The sequence below is a fragment of the Pseudomonas sp. TSO6 genome, assembly GCF_056098905.1.
On record NZ_JBLZWV010000015.1, the window covers coordinates 100,666 to 123,290 of the forward strand.

General features: G+C 62.0%; 24 protein-coding genes. 9 read left to right on the forward strand and 15 right to left on the reverse strand.

Translation table 11 applies throughout. From position 1 onward, the window contains the following. Window positions 1–357: 357 nt before the first annotated feature. Together ACN6NG_RS04805 and grxD are read left to right on the forward strand one after the other, a co-directional pair. Window positions 358–2,466 (forward strand): molybdopterin-dependent oxidoreductase, encoded by a 2,109-nt coding sequence (locus ACN6NG_RS04805; protein WP_474313120.1) that lies wholly within the window; start codon window positions 358–360, stop codon window positions 2,464–2,466. Window positions 2,467–2,557: 91 nt separating this feature from the next. Further along, window positions 2,558–2,893, forward strand: a complete 336-nt coding sequence (grxD, locus tag ACN6NG_RS04810) for a Grx4 family monothiol glutaredoxin (protein WP_016498211.1) — start codon at window positions 2,558–2,560, stop codon at window positions 2,891–2,893. 57 nt (window positions 2,894–2,950) lie between these two features. Here the strand turns inward: grxD and bfr are convergent, their stop codons facing one another. Both bfr and ACN6NG_RS04820 read right to left on the reverse strand, forming a co-directional pair. Continuing rightward, window positions 2,951–3,424, reverse strand: a complete 474-nt coding sequence (bfr, locus tag ACN6NG_RS04815) for a bacterioferritin (protein ID WP_063422210.1) — start codon at window positions 3,422–3,424, stop codon at window positions 2,951–2,953. Window positions 3,425–3,625: 201 nt separating this feature from the next. Further along, a complete protein-coding gene (locus ACN6NG_RS04820; RefSeq protein ID WP_063422209.1) occupies window positions 3,626–3,844 on the reverse strand; it encodes a bacterioferritin-associated ferredoxin in 219 nt (72 codons plus the stop codon). 224 nt (window positions 3,845–4,068) lie between these two features. Here ACN6NG_RS04820 and ACN6NG_RS04825 point away from each other — a divergent pair, with 224 nt between their 5' ends. Further along, window positions 4,069–4,671: a peroxiredoxin gene (locus tag ACN6NG_RS04825; RefSeq protein WP_012273884.1), complete on the forward strand. Its 603-nt coding sequence runs from the start codon at window positions 4,069–4,071 to the stop codon at window positions 4,669–4,671. Window positions 4,672–4,830: 159 nt separating this feature from the next. Here ACN6NG_RS04825 and rnt read toward each other — a convergent pair whose 3' ends face one another. Continuing rightward, a complete protein-coding gene (rnt, locus tag ACN6NG_RS04830) occupies window positions 4,831–5,478 on the reverse strand; it encodes a ribonuclease T (protein ID WP_217435874.1) in 648 nt (215 codons plus the stop codon). A 23-nt stretch (window positions 5,479–5,501) separates the two neighbouring features. After that, entirely contained in the window at window positions 5,502–6,548 is a 1,047-nt protein-coding gene (gene pyrC / locus ACN6NG_RS04835) for a dihydroorotase (protein WP_474313102.1), read from the reverse strand. A gap of 130 nt (window positions 6,549–6,678) precedes the next feature. Here pyrC and ACN6NG_RS04840 point away from each other — a divergent pair, with 130 nt between their 5' ends. Further along, the gene (locus ACN6NG_RS04840) at window positions 6,679–7,638 is read left to right on the forward strand and encodes a flagellar protein MotY (RefSeq protein WP_474313105.1); all 960 of its coding nucleotides are present in this window, start codon (window positions 6,679–6,681) and stop codon (window positions 7,636–7,638) included. 504 nt (window positions 7,639–8,142) lie between these two features. Then, the gene (locus ACN6NG_RS04845; protein ID WP_016498216.1) at window positions 8,143–9,360 is read left to right on the forward strand and encodes an argininosuccinate synthase; all 1,218 of its coding nucleotides are present in this window, start codon (window positions 8,143–8,145) and stop codon (window positions 9,358–9,360) included. Between the two features lie 71 nt (window positions 9,361–9,431). On the opposite strand, the gene ACN6NG_RS04850 is transcribed toward ACN6NG_RS04845, so the two are convergent. Next, window positions 9,432–9,914: a hypothetical protein gene (locus tag ACN6NG_RS04850; protein ID WP_353456288.1), complete on the reverse strand. Its 483-nt coding sequence runs from the start codon at window positions 9,912–9,914 to the stop codon at window positions 9,432–9,434. Between the two features lie 371 nt (window positions 9,915–10,285). On the opposite strand from ACN6NG_RS04850, the gene ACN6NG_RS04855 reads away from it, so the two are divergent. Then, window positions 10,286–10,909 carry a response regulator transcription factor gene (locus tag ACN6NG_RS04855; RefSeq protein ID WP_016488774.1) on the forward strand — a complete coding sequence of 208 codons (624 nt, stop codon included), beginning with the start codon at window positions 10,286–10,288 and terminating at the stop codon, window positions 10,907–10,909. 55 nt (window positions 10,910–10,964) lie between these two features. Here the strand turns inward: ACN6NG_RS04855 and ACN6NG_RS04860 are convergent, their stop codons facing one another. From ACN6NG_RS04860 to metG, 7 genes are all read right to left on the reverse strand, one after another. Beyond that, complete coding sequence (locus ACN6NG_RS04860) at window positions 10,965–11,141, reverse strand: PA3496 family putative envelope integrity protein (protein WP_016498218.1); 177 nt, start codon at window positions 11,139–11,141, stop codon at window positions 10,965–10,967. 104 nt (window positions 11,142–11,245) lie between these two features. Beyond that, entirely contained in the window at window positions 11,246–11,884 is a 639-nt protein-coding gene (gene nth / locus ACN6NG_RS04865; RefSeq protein WP_016498219.1) for an endonuclease III, read from the reverse strand. A 4-nt stretch (window positions 11,885–11,888) separates the two neighbouring features. Next, entirely contained in the window at window positions 11,889–12,413 is a 525-nt protein-coding gene (locus ACN6NG_RS04870; RefSeq protein ID WP_063422203.1) for a hypothetical protein, read from the reverse strand. Further along, window positions 12,406–13,008, reverse strand: coding sequence for an RnfABCDGE type electron transport complex subunit G (locus ACN6NG_RS04875; protein ID WP_474313107.1), 603 nt, complete (start codon window positions 13,006–13,008; stop codon window positions 12,406–12,408). Before ACN6NG_RS04875 ends, ACN6NG_RS04870 begins: the two co-directional genes overlap by 8 nt. After that, on the reverse strand, window positions 13,005–13,979 hold the full coding sequence (locus ACN6NG_RS04880; RefSeq protein WP_063422202.1) for an RnfABCDGE type electron transport complex subunit D: 975 nt from the start codon (window positions 13,977–13,979) through the stop codon (window positions 13,005–13,007). The genes ACN6NG_RS04875 and ACN6NG_RS04880 overlap by 4 nt, the downstream gene beginning before the upstream one ends. Continuing rightward, on the reverse strand, window positions 13,976–14,524 hold the full coding sequence (locus ACN6NG_RS04885; RefSeq protein ID WP_353456286.1) for an Rnf-Nqr domain containing protein: 549 nt from the start codon (window positions 14,522–14,524) through the stop codon (window positions 13,976–13,978). The genes ACN6NG_RS04880 and ACN6NG_RS04885 overlap by 4 nt, the downstream gene beginning before the upstream one ends. An 88-nt stretch (window positions 14,525–14,612) precedes the next feature. Continuing rightward, entirely contained in the window at window positions 14,613–16,652 is a 2,040-nt protein-coding gene (gene metG / locus ACN6NG_RS04890; protein WP_063422200.1) for a methionine--tRNA ligase, read from the reverse strand. Between the two features lie 158 nt (window positions 16,653–16,810). Here metG and apbC point away from each other — a divergent pair, with 158 nt between their 5' ends. Beyond that, complete coding sequence (gene apbC, locus ACN6NG_RS04895; protein ID WP_016498225.1) at window positions 16,811–17,905, forward strand: iron-sulfur cluster carrier protein ApbC; 1,095 nt, start codon at window positions 16,811–16,813, stop codon at window positions 17,903–17,905. 184 nt (window positions 17,906–18,089) lie between these two features. On the opposite strand, the gene ACN6NG_RS04900 is transcribed toward apbC, so the two are convergent. After that, entirely contained in the window at window positions 18,090–18,299 is a 210-nt protein-coding gene (locus tag ACN6NG_RS04900; protein ID WP_012273869.1) for a cold-shock protein, read from the reverse strand. Between the two features lie 328 nt (window positions 18,300–18,627). Here ACN6NG_RS04900 and dcd point away from each other — a divergent pair, with 328 nt between their 5' ends. Both dcd and ACN6NG_RS04910 read left to right on the forward strand, forming a co-directional pair. Beyond that, window positions 18,628–19,194: a dCTP deaminase gene (gene dcd / locus ACN6NG_RS04905; protein WP_003258001.1), complete on the forward strand. Its 567-nt coding sequence runs from the start codon at window positions 18,628–18,630 to the stop codon at window positions 19,192–19,194. Between the two features lie 94 nt (window positions 19,195–19,288). Then, window positions 19,289–19,516: a hypothetical protein gene (locus ACN6NG_RS04910; protein ID WP_016498226.1), complete on the forward strand. Its 228-nt coding sequence runs from the start codon at window positions 19,289–19,291 to the stop codon at window positions 19,514–19,516. A gap of 6 nt (window positions 19,517–19,522) precedes the next feature. On the opposite strand, the gene pdeM is transcribed toward ACN6NG_RS04910, so the two are convergent. Together pdeM and ACN6NG_RS04920 are read right to left on the reverse strand one after the other, a co-directional pair. Beyond that, entirely contained in the window at window positions 19,523–20,173 is a 651-nt protein-coding gene (pdeM, locus tag ACN6NG_RS04915) for a ligase-associated DNA damage response endonuclease PdeM (protein WP_063422199.1), read from the reverse strand. Continuing rightward, a complete protein-coding gene (locus tag ACN6NG_RS04920) occupies window positions 20,170–22,623 on the reverse strand; it encodes a ligase-associated DNA damage response DEXH box helicase (protein ID WP_063422198.1) in 2,454 nt (817 codons plus the stop codon). The genes pdeM and ACN6NG_RS04920 overlap by 4 nt, the downstream gene beginning before the upstream one ends. Window positions 22,624–22,625: the final 2 nt, after the last annotated feature.

Genomic DNA, 22,625 nt, shown 5'->3' on the forward strand with positions numbered 1-22,625 from the left:
GCAACGGTATGCAGGTCGACCGTATGGTTTTTTTTGACAACGGGATTGACCTGCGGCGTAAGCCGCACGGGGCGGACGAAAATAGGGAAAGGCGCAATACTATAAGTAAATGTCGCCTGAAGCCAAGGGGGAACAGCGGCCTGATTGCAAAGGGTGTTGCAAAGGGTGTCTTCACCCGTCGGCCTGTGCTGTTTTTTATTTACTACACGAGGTTGTACAGGGCTTGCTGGCAATTTGGCAAATGGCTGTCGCAAATCGTGTGCCTGATGTCGGTGGATTCACGCGGCGAAGGGCGCTGGCCGGGGGCAGGGGGCGGGCGCATAGTCAATGTTCGACAACAACAAGGCAGAGGCGGCCATGACCAAGACCCTGCATCACCGTGCCTGTCACCTGTGCGAAGCAATCTGCGGGCTGAATATCGAAGTCAGCCATGAAGACGACGGGCGGGCGCTAATCAGCTCGATCAAGGGCGACCCCCAGGACCCGTTCAGCCGTGGCCACGTCTGCCCCAAGGCCGTGGCGTTGCAGGACATCCAGAACGACCCTGACCGCCTGCGCCAGCCGCACAAGCGGGTAGGGGAGCGTTGGCAGGCCATCGGCTGGGAAGAGGCCTTTGCCCTGGCCGCGGAAAAGTTGTGGGCGGTCCAGCAGGCTCACGGGCGCAATGCCGTGGCGGTCTACCAGGGCAACCCAAGCGTGCACAACTACGGTCTGATGACCCACAGCAACTACTTCCTCGGCCTGCTCAAGACACGCAACCGTTTCTCGGCCACCTCGGTAGACCAGCTGCCACAACACCTGGTCAGCCACCTGATGTATGGCCATGGCCTGCTGCTGCCGATTCCGGATATCGACCACGCCGACTTCATGCTGATTCTTGGCGGCAACCCGCTGGCCTCCAACGGCAGCATCATGACCGTTCCCGATGTGGAAAAGCGCCTCAAGGCCCTGCTTGGCCGGGGCGGGCGCCTGGTGGTGGTGGACCCTCGGCGCAGCGAAACGGCGGCCATGGCCGATACCCACCTGTTTATCCGTCCGGGTGGGGACGCAGCCTTGTTGTGCGGCGTGCTCAACACCCTGTTCGAGGAGGGCCTGGCGCAAGGTTCGCACTTACCCATCAACGGCCTGCAGCAGGTGCGTGAGGCGCTTGCCCCCCTCAGCGCCGAAGCCATGAGCCCGCATTGCGGCATTGCTGCTACGCAGATCCGCCAGCTGGCACGGGACTTCGCTGCGGCAGAAAAGGCCGTGTGCTATGGCCGCATGGGCGTTTCCACCCAAACCTTCGGGACCCTCTGCCACTGGCTGGTGCAACTGATCAACCTGGTTACCGGCAACCTCGACCGTGAAGGCGGCGCTTTGTGCACCGAGCCCGCCGTCGACCTGGTGGCCACCACCTCGGGCGGCCATTTCAACGCCTGGCAGAGCCGGGTCTCGGGTTTGCCCGAGTACGGTGGCGAGCTACCCGTGGCGGCCCTGGCCGAAGAGATGCTGACACCTGGCGAAGGGCAGGTACGCGCCTTGGTGACAGTGGCCGGCAACCCGGTGCTGTCCACGCCTAACGGTCGCCAGCTGGATGCGGCCCTGGAAGGCCTGGAGTTCATGCTCAGCATCGACCTCTACATCAATGAAACCACTCGGCATGCCGACCTGATCCTGCCTTCCACCTCCTCGCTGGAAAACGACCACTACGACAGCACCTTCAACTTGCTGGCCGTGCGCAACGTCACCCGCTTCAACCGGGCGATCCTGGCCAAGCCGGACGGGGCGCTGCACGACTGGGAAATTTTCGTCGGCCTGGCCCAGGCGTTTGCCAGGCGTGCCGAGCTTGAGTTGAAACCGACCTGGGCACCTGCGCAGATGATCGATCTGGCCTTGCGCAAGGGGCGCTATGGTGAAGCAACGCCTTGGCGGCTTTCACTGGCAACGCTGGACGAGCACCCACACGGCCTTGACCTCGGGCCGTTACGCAGCAACCTCGCTGAGCGCCTGGCGACTACCAGCAAGGCTGTCGAAGCGGCACCCCAGGTGTTGCTGGACGACCTTCACCGCCTGACGCAACTGGCACCGCCCGTACCGGGTGAGCTGCTGCTGATCGGCCGCCGCCACGTGCGCAGCAACAACTCATGGATGCACAATTTCCACCGCCTGGTGAAAGGCAAGCCTCGCCATCATCTGTTGATGCACCCGCAAGACCTGCAACAGCGACAGTTGCAGGACGGCCAGCGGGTGCGTGTCCGCTCCCGCACGGGTGATCTCGAAGTCGAGGTGCAAGCCTGCGAGGACATGATGCCCGGTGTGGTCAGCCTGCCCCATGGCTTCGGTCACGGTCGTCAGGGCGTGCACATGCAGATCGCCCAGGCGCAGCCCGGGGTGAGCGCCAATGACCTGACCGACGAGCGCTTGCGGGACCAGGTTTCCGGCAACGCTGCGCTCAATGGCGTACCCGTGCAGGTGGAGGCCGCGTAAGGAACAGCAAGGCCGAGCACGCTGCTCGGCTTTCCGTTACAATGCGCCACCGTGCCGACAACAGCGTCGCAAAGTTAAGCCGAGGTGCTACATGGATATCATCGAAACGATCAAAGAGCAGATTGCCAACAACACCATTCTGCTTTACATGAAAGGCTCGCCGAATGCCCCGCAATGCGGGTTCTCGGCCAAGGCATCGCAAGCAGTGATGGGTTGTGGCGAGAAGTTCGCCTACGTCGACATCCTGCAGAACCCGGAAATCCGTGCCAACCTGCCAAAATATGCCAACTGGCCGACCTTCCCGCAGCTGTGGGTAGCCGGTGAGCTGGTTGGCGGTAGCGACATCATGCTGGAAATGTTCGAGAAGGGTGAGCTGCAAACCCTGATCAAGGACGCTGCTGCCAAAGCCAAGGCTTCCGAAGCCTGAGCTTCCGGCAAGCATAAAAAAACCCGCTGATAGCGGGTTTTTTTATGCGGCGAATAATTATTCTTCGCCCATCTGCGACTGCAGGTAGTTTTCGATAGTGATCTTTTCGATCAGCCCCAGTTGGGTTTCCAGCCAGTCGATGTGCTCTTCCTCGGATTCGAGGATCTCTTCAAGCATGTCACGCGAGCCGAAGTCGCCAGCGGTTTCGCAATGGGCGATGGCTGCCTTCAGGTCGGCCAGGCCTTTCTTTTCAAGCTTCAGGTCGCACTCGAGCATTTCCTTGGTGTGCTCGCCGATCAGCAGCTTGCCCAGGTCCTGAACGTTAGGGATGCCTTCGAGGAAGAGAATACGCTTGATCAGTTTGTCAGCGTGCTTCATCTCGTCGATGGATTCCTTGTACTCGTGCTTGCCGAGCTTGTTCAGGCCCCAATCTTCGTACATGCGTGCGTGCAGGAAGTACTGGTTGATCGCGACCAGCTCGTTTCCGAGGATCTTGTTGAGATGCTGGATGACGCTTACGTCGCCTTTCATTACGGGTTCCTGCCCTGTAGAAGTGTGCCAATACAGTGAAGTTTGAGCCCGATACTTAGTAGTGTCAAACCTAAGTTGTTGAATAATAAGTGAAAATTAATAGGAATAAGAATGTTTGTGAACCGCGTTGGAGCGCTAACTTATTGAATTTAAGGCATAAAAAAACCGGACACAGGGTCCGGTTCTTTGAATTCTGGGTTTTCAGGCCCCGGTAAATTCCACGGGATAGGGCAGGGCGGCCTGGCTGACCTGAAGCTCGGTCAGGGTCTCACGGACCACTTCCTTGGCCAGGCAGGCACATTTGCCACACTGGCTTGCGACATTGGTCGCGGCTCGCACTTCCTTGTAACTGCAGCATCCTTCATAGATCGCATCGCGGATCTGTCCGTCGGTGACGCCGACACAAAGACACACATACATAAGGGCTGACCATCGCGGGTTGAGTCGATGGATTGGAGCTTAATGTGAATGAGAATGCTTGTCAAAGTGCTTTCTGAAAAGGCTGTGCTTGAGCGACCGGTGGTTGCCTGCCTGATGGATTCGGCCTGTCATCAGAAGCCGTGTATGATGGTCGGCCTTTGTTGGATGTCGGGCAAGCCCGTCTGGCCCGGCAAACGGTTTTTCACCCTCATCAGGAGATTACAATGAGCGTACTCGTTGGTAAGAAAGCCCCCGATTTCACCGTTCCAGCCGTGCTGGGCAATGGCGAGATCGTCGACAGCTTCAACCTGGCTTCGGCCATCAAGGGCAAGTACGGCCTGGTGTTCTTCTACCCGCTGGACTTCACCTTCGTCTGCCCGTCCGAGCTGATCGCCCTGGACAACCGCATCCCGGACTTCCAGGCGCGCAACGTCGAAGTGATCGGCGTGTCGATCGACTCGCACTTCACCCACAACGCCTGGCGTAACACCCCGGTCAACAACGGCGGCATCGGTCAGGTGAAGTACACCCTGGCTGCCGACATGACCCACGAAATCTGCAAAGCCTACGACGTAGAGTCCGAAGGCGGCGTGGCCTTCCGTGGCGCCTTCCTGATCGACACCAACGGTGTTGTCCGCTCGCAGATCATCAACGACCTGCCACTGGGCCGTAACATGGACGAGCTGCTGCGCCTGGTTGACGCCCTGCAGTTCCACGAAGAGCACGGCGAAGTCTGCCCTGCCAACTGGAAAAAAGGCGACAAAGGCATGAACGCTTCGCCAGAAGGCGTTGCTGCCTACCTGAGCGAGAACGCTGGCAAGCTGTAATTGCCGCTCGCATAAAAAAACCGGCCCTCGTTGGCCGGTTTTTTTATGCCGTTCTGTGCCGGCCGCTTCGCGGGCGCGCCCGCTCCCACCGATTCTCTGCATGCCTGACGGCAAAGGTGAACCTGTGGGAGCGGGCATGCCCGCGAATGCTTTTGCAGCTCAATCGTTGAAGTCGCGCCAGCCGCCCATCTCTTTCCAGCGGTTGACGATGCCGCAGAACAGCTCGGCCGTCTTCTCGGTGTCATAACGCGCCGAGTGCGCCTCACGCCCGTCGAAGTCGATGTCCGCGCTCTGGCAGGCACGCGCCAGCACGGTCTGGCCATACGCCAGGCCCGCGAGGGTAGCGGTGTCGAAGCTCGAAAACGGGTGGAACGGGTTGCGCTTCAGGTCGTTGCGCGCCACCGCCGCATTGAGGAAGCCCAGGTCGAAGCTGCTGTTGTGGCCGACCAGGATCGCCCGCTTGCAGCCATTGGCCTTGAGTGCCTTGCGTACGCCGCGGAAGATGTCGGTCAGCGCGCTTTCCTCGCTGACGGCCATGCGCAGCGGGTGGTCCAGCTTGATGCCGGTAAACTCCAGCGCGGCGGCTTCGATGTTGGCGCCCTCGAACGGCTCTACCCGGTGGAAGTAGGTGTGCTCGGGGAACAGGAAGCCTTTCTCGTCCATGCCGATAGTGACGGCGGCAATTTCCAGCAGGGCATCGGTCGCGCTGTTGAAACCACCTGTCTCCACATCCACCACTACCGGCAGGTAGCCGCGGAAGCGCTCGGCCATCGGGTGGCGCGAACCGCTGCTACCTTGGGTGTCCATGTCGTCTTCGTAGAGTTCTTCGCTCACGCGTTTTCCTCCAGCAGGCGCCAGCGCAGTTTTTCACCGGCGCGCAGCGGGATTACGGTCTGCTCGCCAAACGGCAGGGTGTCCGGGGCGGTCCATTCTTCACGCACCAGGGTAATGGTGTCGGTGTTCGCCGGCAGGCCGTAGAAGGCCGGGCCGTGCAGGCTGGCAAAGCCTTCCAGCTTGTCCAGCGCGTTACGCTGCTCGAACGCTTCGGCGTACATTTCGATGGCCGCGTAGGCGGTGTAGCAACCGGCGCACCCGCAGGCGGCTTCCTTGGCGTGACGAGCGTGCGGTGCCGAGTCGGTGCCCAGGAAGAACTTCGGGTTACCGCTGGTGGCCGCGTCCAGCAGCGCCACCTGGTGGGTGTTGCGCTTGAGGATCGGCAGGCAGTAGAAATGCGGGCGAATGCCGCCAACCAGCATGTGGTTGCGGTTGTACAGCAGGTGCTGGGCGGTGATGGTCGCGCCGACGTTGGCCGGGGCCTCGGTGACGAACTGCGCGGCGTCGCTGGTGGTGATGTGTTCGAACACCACCTTCAGCGTCGGGAAGCGCTCGACCAGGCGGCGCATGTGCTCGTCGATGAAGCGCTTTTCGCGGTCGAACACGTCGATCTCGCTGCGGGTAACTTCGCCATGCACCAGTAGCGGCATGCCCACTTCCGCCAGTGCCTCTATGGCCGGGAAGATGTTGTCGATGCTGGTCACGCCGGAATCGGAGTTGGTGGTGGCGCCGGCCGGGTACAACTTGGCGGCGTACACGAAACCGCTGGCCTTGGCCGCGCGGATGTCCTCGGGGCTGGTGAGGTCGGTGAGGTACAGCACCATCAGCGGCTCGAAGCGGCTGCCGGCCGGGCGGGCAGCCAGAATGCGCTCGCGGTAGGCACCAGCCTGCTCGGCATTACGCACCGGAGGAACCAGGTTGGGCATGATGATGGCACGGGCGAAGGTACGCGCCACGTCGCCAACGGTGTGGGGCAGGACGGCACCATCGCGCAGATGGATGTGCCAGTCGTCGGGGCGCAGGAGGGTCAGGCGATCGGACATTGGGGATTCCAGGCGGGTCGAACTCAAGCCCCAATGCTACCGGAAAACCCTGGGGCGAGCACGGCTATCAAGTTTTCCGGCAGGCGTCCGATAGCCTGCAGGTAAGCCGTCAGAATTTGTGGAGCCGCCCGTGCGCCAGCGTTACCTAACCCTGTTGACCCTGTTCGCCAGCCTGCCGGCCGGCGCACTGACTTTCCAGACGCGCATGGAGAACATTGCCTGGAAGGTCGAGGGTGACCAGTTCGAGTGCCGTCTGATCCAGCCAATAGAAGGTTTTGGCAGCGGCGAGTTCGTGCGCCGGGCAGGTGAACAGCCGGTGTTCCAGCTGCGTTCGGACAGCAACGTACTGGGTGCAGGTACAGCCAGCCTGCTGGCGGCGGCGGCGCCGTGGCAGCCTGGGCGGGGTGATATCAACCTGGGCAGCGTGCGCATGGCCCGTACCGGGGTGCTGTTCAGTTCTTCCCAAGGCCAGGCCAGCCGCCTGATAAACGGCCTGCTCGACGGGCGCAGCACCGTGGTACGCAACTACACCGGTGAGGCCGGCAGGCCGATGGAAGTGCGCGTGCTGCCGGTCAGCTTCGCCAAGGCCTACAGCGACTACCAGGTTTGTGCCAGCAAGCTGCTGCCAATGAATTACGATCAGGTGCGCCAGACCCAGGTGGGCTTCCCAGGGGGCGGCACCGACCTGGACGCGTCGGCGCGTGCACGGCTGGATGTGATTCTGGATTACATGAAAGCCGACCCGACGGTAAACCACATCGAGCTGAACGGCCACTCCGACAACAGTGGCAACCGCCTGACCAATCGTGACCTGTCGCGTCGTCGCGCGCTGGCGGTGGCTGACTACTTCAAGGCCCACGGTTTGACTGAAGAACAGATCACGGTGCGCTTCCATGGCGAGCAGTACCCGTTGGTGAAGAACAACAGCGCTGCCAACCGGGCGCGCAATCGCCGGGTGAATATTGAGCTGGATCGGGTGGCAGTGGTTGAGAAACCCGCGGAAAAACCGGCTGAACGAGTGGCGCCTGCCGCGCCGGCGCCAGCACCAGCCAGCCCGGCGGCTGCCGCGCCGGGGGCGAAGGCGCCCTGAGATCGGGGTGCCTTCAGGTGTATGGAAAGAGATTGCATCAGGGCTACCAGGCGTTCGCCACAACGTTTTCAGCGCCTATCAGATCGAGCGCCGCCCGCGCGGCGCATCGCCGGCAAGCCAGCTCCTACATTTGTTTCGGGCCAGTCACTTCTGTGGGCTCACCGCTGTTCGCCTTGTTTGTTCCCATCGATAGTGAAGGTGATGCGCCAAGGGGGCGCGCGCCTGAGGTGCAGGCATGACTGGCCCGAAACAAATGTAGGAGCTGGCTTGCCGGCGATGCGCCGCGCGGGCGGCGCTCGATCTCATAGGCGCTAGAGATGCTGAGGCATGCACTTTGATGCCCCGATACGATCCTGAGCCCCGCCCCCTGGATAGCCCTGCCCCCCCCGTCGCCCTTCCGACAGTTCCTGTCGCTTTGTCGTCAGAAGCTGTCGCCCCACTGTAAATTTATCCGCAAGGCCGTTAGAATCGATCCCTTTCCGTACAACCCCGTGGAGTGATGGCATGGCGGACGTAAAAAAGGTCGTACTGGCGTATTCCGGCGGCCTTGATACTTCGGTGATTCTCAAGTGGCTGCAGGATACCTACAACTGCGAAGTGGTGACCTTCACCGCTGACCTGGGTCAGGGCGAAGAGGTCGAACCGGCCCGTGCCAAGGCCCAGGCAATGGGTGTTAAAGAGATCTACATCGACGACCTGCGCGAAGAGTTCGTGCGTGATTTCGTGTTCCCGATGTTCCGCGCCAACACCGTCTACGAAGGCGAGTACCTGCTGGGTACTTCCATCGCCCGCCCGCTGATCGCCAAGCGCCTGATCGAAATCGCCAACGAAACCGGCGCTGACGCCATTTCCCATGGCGCCACCGGCAAAGGCAACGACCAGGTGCGTTTCGAGCTGGGTGCCTACGCCCTGAAACCAGGCGTCAAGGTCATCGCCCCGTGGCGTGAGTGGGACCTGCTGTCCCGCGAAAAACTGATGGACTACGCCGAAAAGCACGGCATCCCGATCGAGCGCCACGGCAAGAAGAAGTCGCCGTACTCGATGGACGCCAACCTGCTGCACATCTCCTACGAAGGCGGTGTCCTGGAAGATACCTGGACCGAGCACGAAGAAGACATGTGGCGCTGGAGCGTCTCGCCTGAGAACGCCCCGGACCAGGCGACCTACATCGAGCTCACCTACCGTAACGGTGACATCGTTGCGATCGATGGCGTCGAGAAGACCCCGGCCACCGTCCTGGCCGACCTGAACCGTATCGGCGGTGCCAACGGCATCGGCCGCCTGGACATCGTCGAGAACCGTTACGTCGGCATGAAGTCGCGTGGCTGCTACGAGACCCCAGGCGGCACCATCATGCTCAAGGCCCACCGTGCCATCGAGTCGATCACCCTGGACCGCGAAGTCGCTCACCTGAAAGATGAGCTGATGCCGAAGTACGCCAGCCTGATCTACACCGGCTACTGGTGGAGCCCGGAGCGTCTGATGCTGCAACAGATGATCGACGCTTCGCAGGTCAACGTGAATGGCGTGGTACGCCTGAAGCTGTACAAAGGCAACGTGACCGTGGTCGGCCGCCAGTCGGATGACTCGCTGTTCGATGCCAACATCGCGACCTTCGAGGAAGATGGCGGCGCCTACAACCAGGCAGACGCGGCCGGCTTCATCAAGCTGAACGCACTGCGCATGCGCATTGCTGCCAACAAAGGCCGTTCGCTGCTCTGATTGCTGGCACGTGTCGTAGAAACCCCGGCTCAGGCCGGGGTTTTTTTTGGGGGGCAGAAAAGTCCGGGGGTTTAGCGCTCTTCGTTCACGACGTTGCCCTCGAGTGCGCTGATCGACAGCTGCGCACATTGACGTCTGTCCAGATTGCAAAAGCGCCAGGTGCGCGCTGGTACGGGGGGGTGGGCAAGTGCAGACAGAAGTTGCTGTTCCATCATGCGGTCGGCATCGGGGCCGGAAAACATGAACGTGACTGGCTCGCCCTTGGTCGCTTGGTGGGGACCGTTGGTCATGGCAGGAGTGGCCACGTTGTTGAGGATCGGCATGTTGTCATTCGTCGTTCTGCCGGGTGACGGGCTGTAGAACGACTTGTAGTTGAAATTGAGCGTCAGGAAGAACAGTGCTGTGAGAAAAAACGGGAAGCCCACCAGAAACCAGGTGTAGAGTTTTTGGCTGGACTCGCTGAGAAACGGCAGTGTCGCGAGCGCGGAGGCTTCGATGATCCCCGCGAAGATGGCAATGATCGTCAGCGGGGCGACAGGTTGTGCTTGGGTCATTTGGGCCGTCTCCAGCGGTTTTGCCCATCTATACCTGACCGTTGAGCTCAGCTAAAGACTGGACTGGTTTCCGGGTGAGAACTAATCGCCGGATAGCCTGGTCGCCTTGATTTTTCACCTTGTTTGAATTGGATCTTTCTTCAAGTGGACGTCAGCTTTTCAACTGGTGCGAACTTACGGGCGGGTGATACCGTAAGTTTGGTAATAAAGAATTTAGTTGTTACAACAGCAGTAGTTATTTGTAGGAAATTTCTGTAAGTGCTGTAGGTTTCATCTGCTCATCAGTTTCGCTGGGAATTCGCCGCGCCATCGGACGCCCTGTCGGTTATCGTGGCGTGCCAAAGCAAAAACAATGAATCAATGGATATCGCATGAATAAAGTGCTTATCGTGGATGATCATCCGGTCATACGCCTGGCCGTGCGCATGCTGATGGAGCGGCATGGGTATGACGTGGTGGCGGAGACCGACAACGGGGTGGCTGCACTGCAACTCACACGGCAACACCTGCCGGATATCGTGGTACTGGATATTGGCATCCCCAGGCTGGATGGCCTGGAGGTGATCGCGCGCATGGCAACGTTCAGCCCGGGCAGCAAAGTCCTGGTACTGACGTCGCAGGCCCCCGGCAACTTCTCGATGCGCTGCATGCAGGCGGGGGCATCTGGTTACGTGTGCAAGCAGCAGGAGCTCACCGAGTTGCTCAGCGCCATCAAGGCCGTGTTGTCGGGTTACAGTTACTTCCCCAACCAGGCCCTGCATGCGTCGCGTGGCAGGGGAGGGGGGAGCGAGACGGACATGGTCAACCGTCTTTCGGCGCGCGAGATGACCGTGTTGCAGCAGCTGGCGCGGGGGCGCTCGAACAAGGAAATTGCCGACAGCATGTTCCTCAGCAACAAGACGGTCAGTACCTACAAGTCCCGGCTATTGCTCAAGCTCAATGCGCGGTCGCTGGTTGACCTGATCGAACTGGCGCAGCGGCAAGGTCTTAACTGACTGCCAGGCCGCAAAGCCTCCCTTCAGGAGGCTTTGCCAGGGCTCCCGAGCAGCGCTACAGGTCGTAGTCGAAATCGGCCAGCTGCTTTTGCAGGCGCCGTTCTTCCAGCATGTTGTCGATGGTGCGGCGTTTGCTCAGGTTGGTCTTTGCGCTTTCCACCTGGGGTTCCGCTTCATCCTCTGTGGCAACAAAATCATCTTCGATCGACAGGTCGTCTTTATCGGTGCTCATGAGTCGCTCCAAGCCAAGGGGCCATTGGCCGTCCTTATAACCAGAAAGCAGACGCTGGTAAAAAAGATTTTTTCAATCGCCGCGAGTGGTTTTGAGCTATCGGCTCAATCGTCGCTGGTCTTGTGCTTGTATTCGCACAAGTCTTCGATCCGGCAACTGCCACACCTTGGCTTGCGGGCCTGGCACACATAGCGCCCATGCAGGATCAACCAGTGATGGGCGTCGAGCAGGTAATCCTTTGGCACGAATTTGACCAGTTTTTTCTCCACCTCCAGCACCGTCTTGCCTGGCGCGATGCCCGTGCGGTTGCTGACCCGGAAGATATGGGTATCCACCGCCATGGTCGGTTGGCGAAATGCAGTGTTAAGCACCACGTTGGCGGTCTTGCGGCCCACGCCGGGCAGTGCCTCCAACGCTTCGCGGGTTTGCGGCACCTCGCTGCCGTGCTGCTCTATCAGCATCCGGCAGGCTTCGATGACGTTTTTGGCCTTGCTGTTGTAAAGCCCGATGGTCTTGATGTATTCGCTCAAGCCTTCAACGCCCAGGGCATGGATGGCCTCGGGGGTGTTGGCGACGGGGAACAGGCGGGCGGTGGCCTTGTTGACGCCGACGTCAGTGGATTGCGCAGACAACGTCACGGCGACCAGCAGTTCGAACGGGGTGGTGTAGGCCAGTTCTGTCTTGGGGTCGGGGTTGTCTTCGTGCAGCCTGCGAAAGATCTCCAGGCGTTTGGCGGCATTCATGAAATCAGAGCTTTCCTTGACGACGTGGGTGGGCGGGGCCCGGACGCAGGCGATTGTACAAGGCCAGCAGCAGTCCGAGCAGTAGCAGCGCGCCGGGGGCCAGGCTGGCCAGGTGCAGGCCGGTCAGCTCAGCCAACCCTTGGCGGCTGGCGCCGAGCAGCAGGCAGATGGCAAGCACAGCGCCAAGGTGCCTGGCGAGCAGGCGCCAGCGGCCCCGACCAGGCAGTAGGTGGTCGTAGGCCAGGCATGGCAGGCAAAGCAGCGCGGGATAGTGGCCCAGGACAATGGCCAGTGGCAGCAGCCACGCACGCAAGGCCAGTTGCAGGCAGCTTGCCAGGGCGGCCAACAGCAACAGGCTTGCCAGCACGTACGCCCAGTTGGCCAGCCGCTGGCGCAAGGGTGCCAGCAACACCTGGTGCAGGCTAACCATCACGATCGCGCACACGCCGATGGCGGCGCCCTCGCGCAGCGTTCCGGTTGCACCCAGCACCGGCACAAGGCTTGCTGCCAGCCAATAGACGCTATTCATGCGGGGTGACCTCCAGCAGCATGCTGCGCTGCTCATCGAAGTAGCTCAGGGCCTCCTGTAGTGCCGTGATCACTGCCCGTGAGGTCACGGTTGCGCCGGCCAGTTGGTCAAAGTCGCCTTGGTCCCGCTTCAGCGCCCAGTGGTCGCCCAACTGGCGGTTGGCAAACTGCCCCAGCCAGTGCACCTGCGGGTCTCCCAGGCGTGCGCCCAACCCCGGGCTTTCCTGTTGCTCAACCACTTGGCTACCGATCAGCCGGCCGTCTGCGGCGATGGCGATGCTCAGCACGATCGGCCCGGCATAACCTTGGGCCTGGGTGATCAGGATGATTGCAGTGGGCTCGCCGGCTCGGGTGGCCCGGTAAGCTGCCAGGATCCGGGTGTTTGGCCGCTGGGCGGCGGGCCTTGGCAGGGGGGTGTCCAGTGGCTGGTTGTCGTAACTGCCTTCAGGCAGCACTGCCAGCCGCTGGCGACTTTGCAGTTGCTGCTCGGCGCTGGCAATGGCAGTACCGGTCCAATGTCGCCATGTCAGCGTGGCAGACACAGCCAGTGCCCCGGTCAGCAGCAGCAGGCCTGCGTCACGCGCCAGGCGGTTCATCGGGTGGCCTGCTGGCGCTGCAGGGCCAGGCGCTCGAGGCTCGGTGCCATGAGGTTCATCAGCAAGATGGCGAATGCCGTGCCATCCGGGTAGCTGCCCCAGGTGCGAATCAGGTAGATCAGCAGCCCGGCTCCCAGGCCGAAGCACAACCTGGCCCACTCATTCTTGGGGCCGGAGACGGGCTCGGTGGCAATAAAGAACGCCGCCAGCATGGTGGACCCGGAGAACAGGTGCAGCAAGGGTGAGCCGTTGGAATCCGACCCCGAACCGTTCCAGCCCAACAGGCTGAACACGAATAGCCCTGCCAGCAGGCCCGCAGGCGCATGCCAGCTGATCACCTTGCGCTGCAGCAGGAACAGGCCGCCAAGCAGGAACGCCAGGTTGGCCCATTCGCTGCCCCTGCCGCCAATACTGCCGAAGCCCGGATGACTGGCGAACAGCTCGTCAATGGTCAGGCTGCGATTGTGGCGCAGGCCGTCGAGCAGCGTAGGCCGAGCCCAGGCATCAATGTGCTGACCACCTGTAAACACCTGCTGCAGGCTTTCCAGCAGGCCAGGTGCAGGCCCTGGCCAATGGTTCATCTGCAACGGGAAGCTCAGCAATACGAAGGCATAACCGACCATGGCCGGGTTGAACAGGTTGCGCCCGACACCGCCAAACGCTTGCTTGCCGATGCCGATGGCAACGCTGGTGGCGACCACAGGTAACCACCAAGGGGCGAGGGTGGGTAGGGCGCACGCCAGCAAGACGGCTGTCACCAGTGCGCTGCCATCGCTCAGCGCCGGCTTCGGCGGTTGCCCGCGCATTGCCAGCAGCAGGGTTTCGCACAGTATGGCGGCACTGGCGCAGAGCAACAGGTTCACCAGCAAACCCCAGCCGTGCAGCCACAGCAGTGTCAGCAGGCCAGGTATGCAGGCCAGCAAGACCAGGCCCATGCTGGTGCGTAGTCGCGGGTCGGGGCTGGTGTTCATTGTGCAAACAACCCATTGAAACCGGAAAATGCCATGGCCATTACCCCGGCACCGATCAATTCGATAGGCAGGCCGCGCAGCACGCCGGGGATATCGGCATGGGCACTGCGCTGGCGCAGGTCAGTGAACAAGACCAGCGCCAGCCAGAAGCCACCACCGGCCAGCAAGGCTTGCAGCAGAGTGGCGGGCCACGTGCTGTCGTCGCTGGCCTGCTGTAGCGCCAGCCCAAGCGCTACGGCATTGCTCAAGAGCAGGGCTGGCAACCCCGTCACGGGCCAGGTCGGGCGCCATTTGGCCAGCAGCCATGGCACACCCCAGGCAAGCAATGCCAGCCAGGGCAATAGCACGAACAGGGCAAGGTCGTGGATGTGCAACGGGGCAAGCACCCCTCGCATCAGCAACTGGGCACCGATAACGCCCAGTGCAATGCACAGCGCGCAGGCCAGGCCGTGCACATGCAAGTGCAGCCTGGGGGCTGCCGGTTGTAGCAGGCACAGGTGATTGACCAGCGCGGCGCTGATCAGGACCAGGATGTAGTCGCTCATGAGATGACGATAGCCGGGAATCAGGGGGATTGTCCGGCAAGCAAGGCGCAGAAGGAACTGCCCCGGCACGAGGGCCGGGGCAGGGGCGTTACTTGATGCGCTGGCCTGGCTTGGCGCCGCTGTCCGGGCTCAGCAGGTAGATTTCTTCACCGCCAGGGCCGGCGGCCATGACCATGCCCTCGGACACGCCAAAGCGCATCTTCCGTGGCTTGAGGTTGGCAACCATCATGGTCAGGCGGCCTTCCAGCTTGGACGGGTCGGGGTAAGCCGACTTGATGCCGGAGAACACGTTGCGGCGCTCGTCACCGATATCCAGGGTCAGTTGCAGCAGCTTGTCGGCGCCCGCTACGGCTTCGGCCTTGACGATCAGTGCCACGCGCAGGTCAACGGCAGCAAAGGTGTCGAACTCGATTTCTGCCGAAAGCGGGTCCTTGGTCAGCTCGCCATTGCCGGTCGGGGCCTTGGCTTCGGCGGCCAGGAGGTCTTCCTTGCTGGCTGCGACCATGGCTTCGACCTTGGCCGGTTCGATGCGGCTCATCAGTGCCTTGAACGGGTTCAGCTGGTGGTTTTCCAGGCGCGACAGGTGGTCGTTCCAGGCCAGCGGGGCAACGTTGAGGAAGGCCTCGGCGTCGGCGGCCAGCACGGGCAGCACGGGCTTGAGGAAGATCACCAGCTGACGGAACAGGTTGATGCCCTGGGCGCAGATGGCCTGCACTTCATCCTGCTTGCCTTCCTGCTTGGCCAGCGACCACGGTGCCTTGTCGGCGATCCAGGCGTTGGCGCGGTCGGCCAGCGCCATGATCTCGCGCATGGCGCGGCCGAAGTCGCGGCCTTCGTAGGCTTCGGCAATCGACGGGGCAGCGGCCAGGAAGGCCTCGGTCAGCTCCGGTGCGGCATCGCCGGCCACCATCACGCCTTCATTGCCTTTGTGGATGAACCCGGCGCAGCGGCTGGCGATGTTGACTACCTTGCCCACCAGGTCGGAGTTCACTTTCTGCACGAAGTCTTCCAGGTTCAGGTCCAGATCGTCGACGCCACGGCCCAGCTTGGCCGCGTAGTAGTAACGCAGGTATTCTGGCTGCAGGTGGTCAAGGTAGGTGCGGGCCTTGATGAAGGTGCCGCGCGACTTGGACATCTTGGCGCCGTTGACGGTCAGGTAGCCGTGCACGTTGACCGCAGTCGGCTTGCGGAAGCCGGCGCCTTCGAGCATGGCGGGCCAGAACAGGGCGTGGAAGTTGACGATGTCCTTGCCGATGAAGTGGTACAGCTCGGCCTTGGAGTCTTCCTTCCAGAAGGCGTCGAAGTCCAGCTCTGGGCGGCGTGCGCACAGGTTCTTGAAGCTGGCCATGTAGCCGATTGGCGCGTCCAGCCACACGTAGAAATACTTGCCCGGTTCGCCCGGGATCTCGAAGCCGAAGTACGGAGCGTCACGGGAGATATCCCACTCCTGCAGGCCGGAATCCAGCCATTCGGCCAGCTTGTTGGCCACCGCGTCCTGCAGCGTGCCGCTGCGGGTCCACTGCTGCAGCATGGCCTGGAAATCGGGCAGTTTGAAGAAGAAGTGCTGCGAATCACGCAGTACCGGGGTGGCACCTGAAATCGCCGACTTGGGGTTCTTCAGCTCGGTAGGCGCGTAGGTGGCGCCGCATTTTTCGCAGTTGTCGCCGTACTGGTCTTCGGCCGAGCACTTGGGGCAGGTACCCTTGATGAAGCGGTCGGCCAGGAACATGCCCTTTTCCGGGTCGAAATACTGGGTCACCGAACGGGTGGCGATGTGCCCGGCTTCACGCAGGCGCGTGTAGATCATGCTCGACAGTTCGCGGTTTTCTTCGCTGTGGGTGGAGTGGAAGTTGTCGAACTCCACCAGGAAGTCGGCGAAGTCGCCGCTGTGCTCGGCCTGGACGTTGGCGATCAGCTGTTCCGGCGTGATGCCTTCCTTTTCGGCACGCAGCATGATGGCCGAGCCGTGGGCGTCGTCGGCGCAGACGTAGATGCACTGGTTGCCGCGCATTTTCTGGAAGCGGACCCACATGTCTGTCTGGATGTACTCGAGCATATGGCCAAGATGGATGGATCCATTGGCATAGGGCAGGGCGCTGGTGACGAGAATCTGACGTGGCTCGGACATGGTGGCTCGGCTACTTATCTGGCTACGGGGTAAAAATGAGGATGATCGGCCACTATAAAGGGCTGGCGAAGATATTTCACCCCGCATGCGCATCTGCTGACGATTGACGGGTTAGGATAGGCGCCTGTTCTACATCAAGTTTGCCAATGGGAGTCTCCATGAGTGCCGTCACCCGTGCCGCCGTCGAAGGCGTGCTTCGCCAGTACACCGACCCCTACCTGAACCAGGACCCGGTCAGCGCCGGTTGTGTGCGCGCCATTGATATCCAGGGCGGGCAGGTCAGCGTGCAATTGCAGTTGGGGTATGCCGCCGGGCTGTTCAAGAGCGGCTGGGCCCAGGTGCTGCAGACCGCCATCGGCAACCTCGAGGGCGTCAGCAGCGCCCAGGTGTCGATCGATTGCCAGGTGGCCGCGCACAAGGCCCAGGCCCAGGTACCGGCCATGGCCAACGTCAAGAACATCATCGCCGTGGCCTCGGGCAAGGGTGGGGTGGGCAAGTCGACCACCGCGGCCAACCTGGCCTTGGCCCTGGCCCGCGAAGGCGCGCGCGTGGGTATTCTCGATGCCGACATCTACGGCCCAAGCCAGGGCGTGATGTTCGGTATTGCTGAAGGCACCCGCCCACAGATCCGTGACCAGAAGTGGTTTGTGCCGATCAAGGCCCATGGTGTGGAAGTCATGTCCATGGCGTTCCTCACCGACGACAACACGCCGATGGTCTGGCGTGGCCCGATGGTTTCCGGTGCGCTGCTGCAACTGGTGACCCAAACCGCCTGGGACGACCTGGATTACCTGGTGATCGACATGCCGCCGGGCACCGGCGATATCCAGCTGACTCTGGCGCAGAAAGTGCCGGTGGCCGGCTCTGTGATCGTCACCACCCCGCAGGACCTGGCGTTGCTGGATGCCAAGAAGGGCGTGGAGATGTTCCGCAAGGTCAACATCCCGGTGCTCGGCGTGGTCGAGAACATGGCCGTGCATATCTGTTCGAACTGTGGCCATGCCGAGCACCTGTTCGGCGAAGGCGGTGGTGAGAAGCTGGCGAGCCAGTATGGCGTCGACCTGCTGGCCTCGTTGCCGCTGTCGATGCTGATCCGCGAGCAGGCCGACAGCGGCAAGCCCACGGCGATTGCCGAGCCGGAAAGCCAGATTGCCATGGTCTATCAGGAACTGGCCCGCCAGGTGGGTGCACGGATCGTACTGCAGGAAGCAGCGGCACCGGCGATGCCGAGCATTACCATCAGCGAAGACTGATCTGTGAGACCGAGTCGCCTTCTTCGCGGGTAAACCCGCTCCAACAGGTATGGCGCAGCCTTCAAATGCCGCGCGGACCTGTGGGAGCGGGTTTACCCGCGAAGAAGGCGACTCGGTCTTTCAGTCAGGCATAAAAAAACCCGCCAGAAGGCGGGTTTTTTTGAAAGCTAGGAAGCTAAATCGCTTAGGCGATTTGAACTTCTTCAGCCTGCATGCCTTTCTGGCCGCGGGTAGCGACGAAAGTAACAGCCTGGCCTTCTTTCAGGGTTTTGAAGCCGTCAGCTTGGATGGCTTTGAAGTGCACGAACAGGTCGTCGCCCGACTGAGGGGTGATGAAGCCGTAGCCTTTTTCATCGTTGAACCACTTAACGGTACCGTTTTGACGGTTGGACATTTTTCTGTCTCCTTGGACAATTTAAGAACGGTCAGGAAAAACCCTGCCCGGGACTGAGCGCAAAGAGAGCAGAAAATTCAGCGATGGGCCGATCAGGATCGTGCATCAAACTAGAGATTCTCGGTGTCACGTGCAGCACAGTGGCGTCACCTTACCCCACTTTCCGCAACCTGCCAATGGTCTGAAGGTGCTTTAGGCAAATTCGGATCGACGGTGGCTGCAGCCTCCGCTTGGCGCGGGATGCGGCATAGAACTTTAACCTGGGCGCCGGGACCGGTAAGATGCGGATCACGATTTTTACCACGCAACTCTTCAGGACACCCCCGCCATGAGCATCAAATCGGACAAGTGGATTCGCCGCATGGCGCAGGAACACGGCATGATCGAACCGTTCGTCGAGCGCCAGGTGCGCGGCGAACAGGACAGCCGGGTCATTTCCTTCGGTGTCTCCAGCTACGGCTACGACGTGCGTTGCGCCGACGAATTCAAGGTTTTCACCAACATCAACTCGGCCACCGTCGACCCCAAGAACTTCGATGCCGGCAGCTTCGTCGATATCAAAAGCGACGTGTGCATCATCCCGCCGAACTCCTTCGCCCTGGCCCGCACCGTCGAGTACTTCCGCATTCCGCGTGACGTGCTGACCATCTGCCTGGGCAAGAGCACCTATGCCCGTTGCGGCATCATCGTCAATGTCACCCCGCTCGAGCCCGAGTGGGAAGGCCATGTGACGCTGGAGTTCTCTAACACCACCACGCTGCCGGCAAAAATTTACGCCAACGAAGGCGTGGCGCAGATGCTGTTCCTGCAGTCTGACGAAGAGTGCGAAGTGTCCTACAAGGACCGTGGCGGCAAATACCAGGGCCAGCGCGGCGTTACCCTGCCACGTACCTGAGCCGACAAACGCGGGGAATTCCCCGTGCCTTTGGCACTCCAACGCAGTAATGCCGGTGCGCATGATGTGCATCGGCCTTCGTCAGGAGCCGCCAATGAAACTCCATCCCGCAATCAGTGCCAAGCTGGCAGGCCTGCAGCCTAACCACATCGGGTTGTTGCCCTGGTCACTGCTGGCGCACCCGCTGCCGATGCAGGCGGGGGGCGTGCCCCATCAGCCTGATCCCGATACGCCACAGCCACCGGAACCGGGTGAAACGCAACCCATGGAGCCGGGTGAGCCGACGTTGCCGGACGAGCCGCCGCCAGCGCCTGTAGCCTGAGCACCGTTACAGCGCCCAGACCCGCCCTGCGCCGGCCAGGTATATCCGGCCGGTTGCGCCGGGTGCGATTGTCCAGCCGCCGGTGAATTCTCCGAATGCCGGTAGCAGGCTGACGCCTTCATCGATCAGGAAACATGGCAATCGCACGCGCTGGCGGGCCTTCCCGCGCAGGACGAATGCCGGGTGTACATGGCCTGCCAGCACCGGGTGCATCGTGTGGGGCCGGGGCTCGTGCTGTAGCGCAAACGGCTCCAGTATCCAGGGTTCATCCTTTACTTCAATGCGCAGCGAAGCGGGTGGATCGCCAGCGTTGCGATCATGGTTGCCGCGTATCAGCACGATATGCAGGTGCTCATGCCGCTCCCGCCACACCTGAAGCCTGGCCAGCGTTGCGGGGGCGCGGGCGGTGCGCGCATGGAGAAAGTCGCCCAGGACGATGAGTTGCTCGCAGTCGTGTGCTGCCAGCAGGGCGTCTAGCCGGGCGAGGGTGGCTGCGGTGGTGCCGCGCGGTACTGGTTGATGCAGGGCGCGATAGCTGGCGGCCTTGCCGATGTGCAGGTCGGCAACCAGCAAGGCCCGGCGAGCAGGCCAGTAGATGGCCTTGTCGGCAAGCAGCCAAAGCGTCTGACCGCAGTGCTCGATAGGCTGATGGGTCATTCTGGCCCGCCTGCCGCGCGTTCAAGTTCAGCGACCATCCGCGCAATGCGGTCCGCCAGTTTTTCGGTGCTCAGGGTCTCGCGCATGCCCTCCACCAGCAAGGCAAACGCCAACGGCCCTGGCCGTTTCAACATACGCAAATCCAGTTGCAGGCCGTTCATTTTCAGCAAATGCCGATGCAGCCGTTCGATTTCCAGCTCCTCGCTCAGCACCTCATCCCGCGCCTGACCCAGCAGCAGATTCCCGGCGTCATGCTTGCGGAAAACCTCGTAGAACAGCCCACTGGACGCCTGGATCTGTCGGGTGCTTTTCTGCGCCGCCGGGTACCCGCCAAACACCAGTCCGGCTATCTGGGCGATCTCACGAAAGCGCCGCAACGCCATTTCTCCCGCATTCAGGCTGGCCAGCACATCTTCCAGCAGTTGCCCGGTTGCAAGCGCCGGAGGTAAGTGCGCCGCCCAGTCCACGTTACCGGGGCTGAGCAGTTCGAACCCGTAATCGTTGACAGCAATGGACACCGACAGCGGCTGCACGTGGCTTACCCGCCAGGCGATCAGGTTGGCCAGGCCCAGGTTGGCCATGCGCCCGGCAAACGGGTACAGGAACAAGTGCCAGCCCTGGCGGGATTTGAACGTCTCGGCCAGCAGTGTGCCGGTGGTGGGCAACGCCGACCATTGGGCCTGTAGCGCCAGCAGCGGGCGCACCGCACGCATCTCAGGGCCGTCGAAGCGTTCATGGGCTGCGGCATCGAGCTGTTCGATCAACGCGTCGGCCAGTTCGCTTGACAGCGGCATGCGCCCGCCATTCCAGCGTGCCACCGCAGCCTTGCGCGCAGTGCTGCGACGCACATAGGCCGTCATGTTTTCCACGCGCACCAGTTCCAGCACGCGCCCGGCAAATACCAGCGTATCGCCGGGCCTCAGGCGGGAAATGAATGCCTCTTCAACACTGCCCAATGTCTTGCCCCCGCCGCCCTTGGACCAATATTTAAGTTGCAGGTTGGCATCGCTGACGATGGTGCCGATGCTCATGCGATGGCGCCGCGCCAGGCGTTCGCTGGCGACCCGGTAAATGCCATCGGCCTGGCGTTCGACGCGCTGGTAGTCCGGGTAGGCGCTGAGTGAGCCGCCGCCGTGGCAGACGAAGTCCAGGGCCCATTGCCACTGGCTGTCGCGCAATGCGGCGAACGCCCAGGTGCTGCGCACTTCGGCCAGTAGCTGTTCGGCGTCAAAGCCACTGCCCAGGGCCATGCTGACCAAATGCTGCACCAGCACGTCCATGCACAGCCGTGGCGAGACGCGCGCTTCGATGTGCCCGGCCGCAAGTGCCTGGCGCGCCGCTGCGGCTTCCACCAGTTCAAGGCTGTGAGTGGGCACCAGGGTTATCCGCGAACGCCGCCCCGGTGCATGGCCGGAGCGGCCAGCCCGCTGCATCAGGCGGGCAATGCCCTTGGCCGAGCCGATTTGCAGCACCCGCTCCACCGGCAGGAAGTCCACGCCCAGGTCCAGGCTGGACGTACAGACCACTGCCTTCAGGCTGCCTTGCTTGAGGCTGCGCTCGACCCAGTCTCGGGTTTCCCGGGCCAGCGAGGCATGGTGCAAGGCAATCAGCCCGGCCCAGTCGGGGCGGGCTTCAAGCAGGGCCTGGTACCAGAGTTCGGCCTGGGCGCGCGTGTTGGTAAACACCAGGCAACTGGCACTGGTGTCGATCTCATGACTGACCTGTTCGAGCATCTTCAGGCCCATGTGCCCGGCCCAGGGGAAGCGTTCGATCGCCGCCGGCAGCAGGGTATCGACCTGTAGCGCCTTGTCCTGGCGGCCCTGTACCAGCAGGCCGCCTTGGGGCAGCAATACGTCCAGCGCGTGTTGCAGGTTGCCAAGCGTGGCAGAGAGGCCCCAGGTGGGCAGCGCGGGGTGCCACTGGCGCAGGTGGGCCAGTGCCAGTTGCAGTTGTACACCGCGCTTGTTGCCCAGCAGTTCGTGCCATTCATCCACCACCACCAGGCGCAGCGTGGCGAAATCTTCGCGGGCCTGTGCCCGGGTCAGCAGCAAGGTCAGGCTTTCGGGGGTGGTGACCAGCACGCTGGGCAGGCGCCGTGCTTGCCGAGCGCGTTCGGCGCTGCCGGTGTCGCCGCTGCGCACGCCTACGCGCCAGGGCAGTTCAAGCTCATCGAGCGGCGTTTGCAAGGCGCGCGCAGTGTCGGCGGCCAAGGCCCGCATGGGCGTGACCCACACCACCTGCAAGGGCACAGGTTGGCTGCCTTGGGGCTGGGGCTTGAAAGCGCGAAGCGCGGCGAGCCACACGGCGTAGGTTTTGCCGGCGCCGGTGCTGGCGTGCAGCAGGCCAGACTCACCACGCTCGACAGCTGCCCACACGCGTCGCTGGAAAGCGAACGGCTTCCACCCTCGTTTGGCGAACCAGGCATTGGCAAGGTCGGTGGCGGCGGGCATGA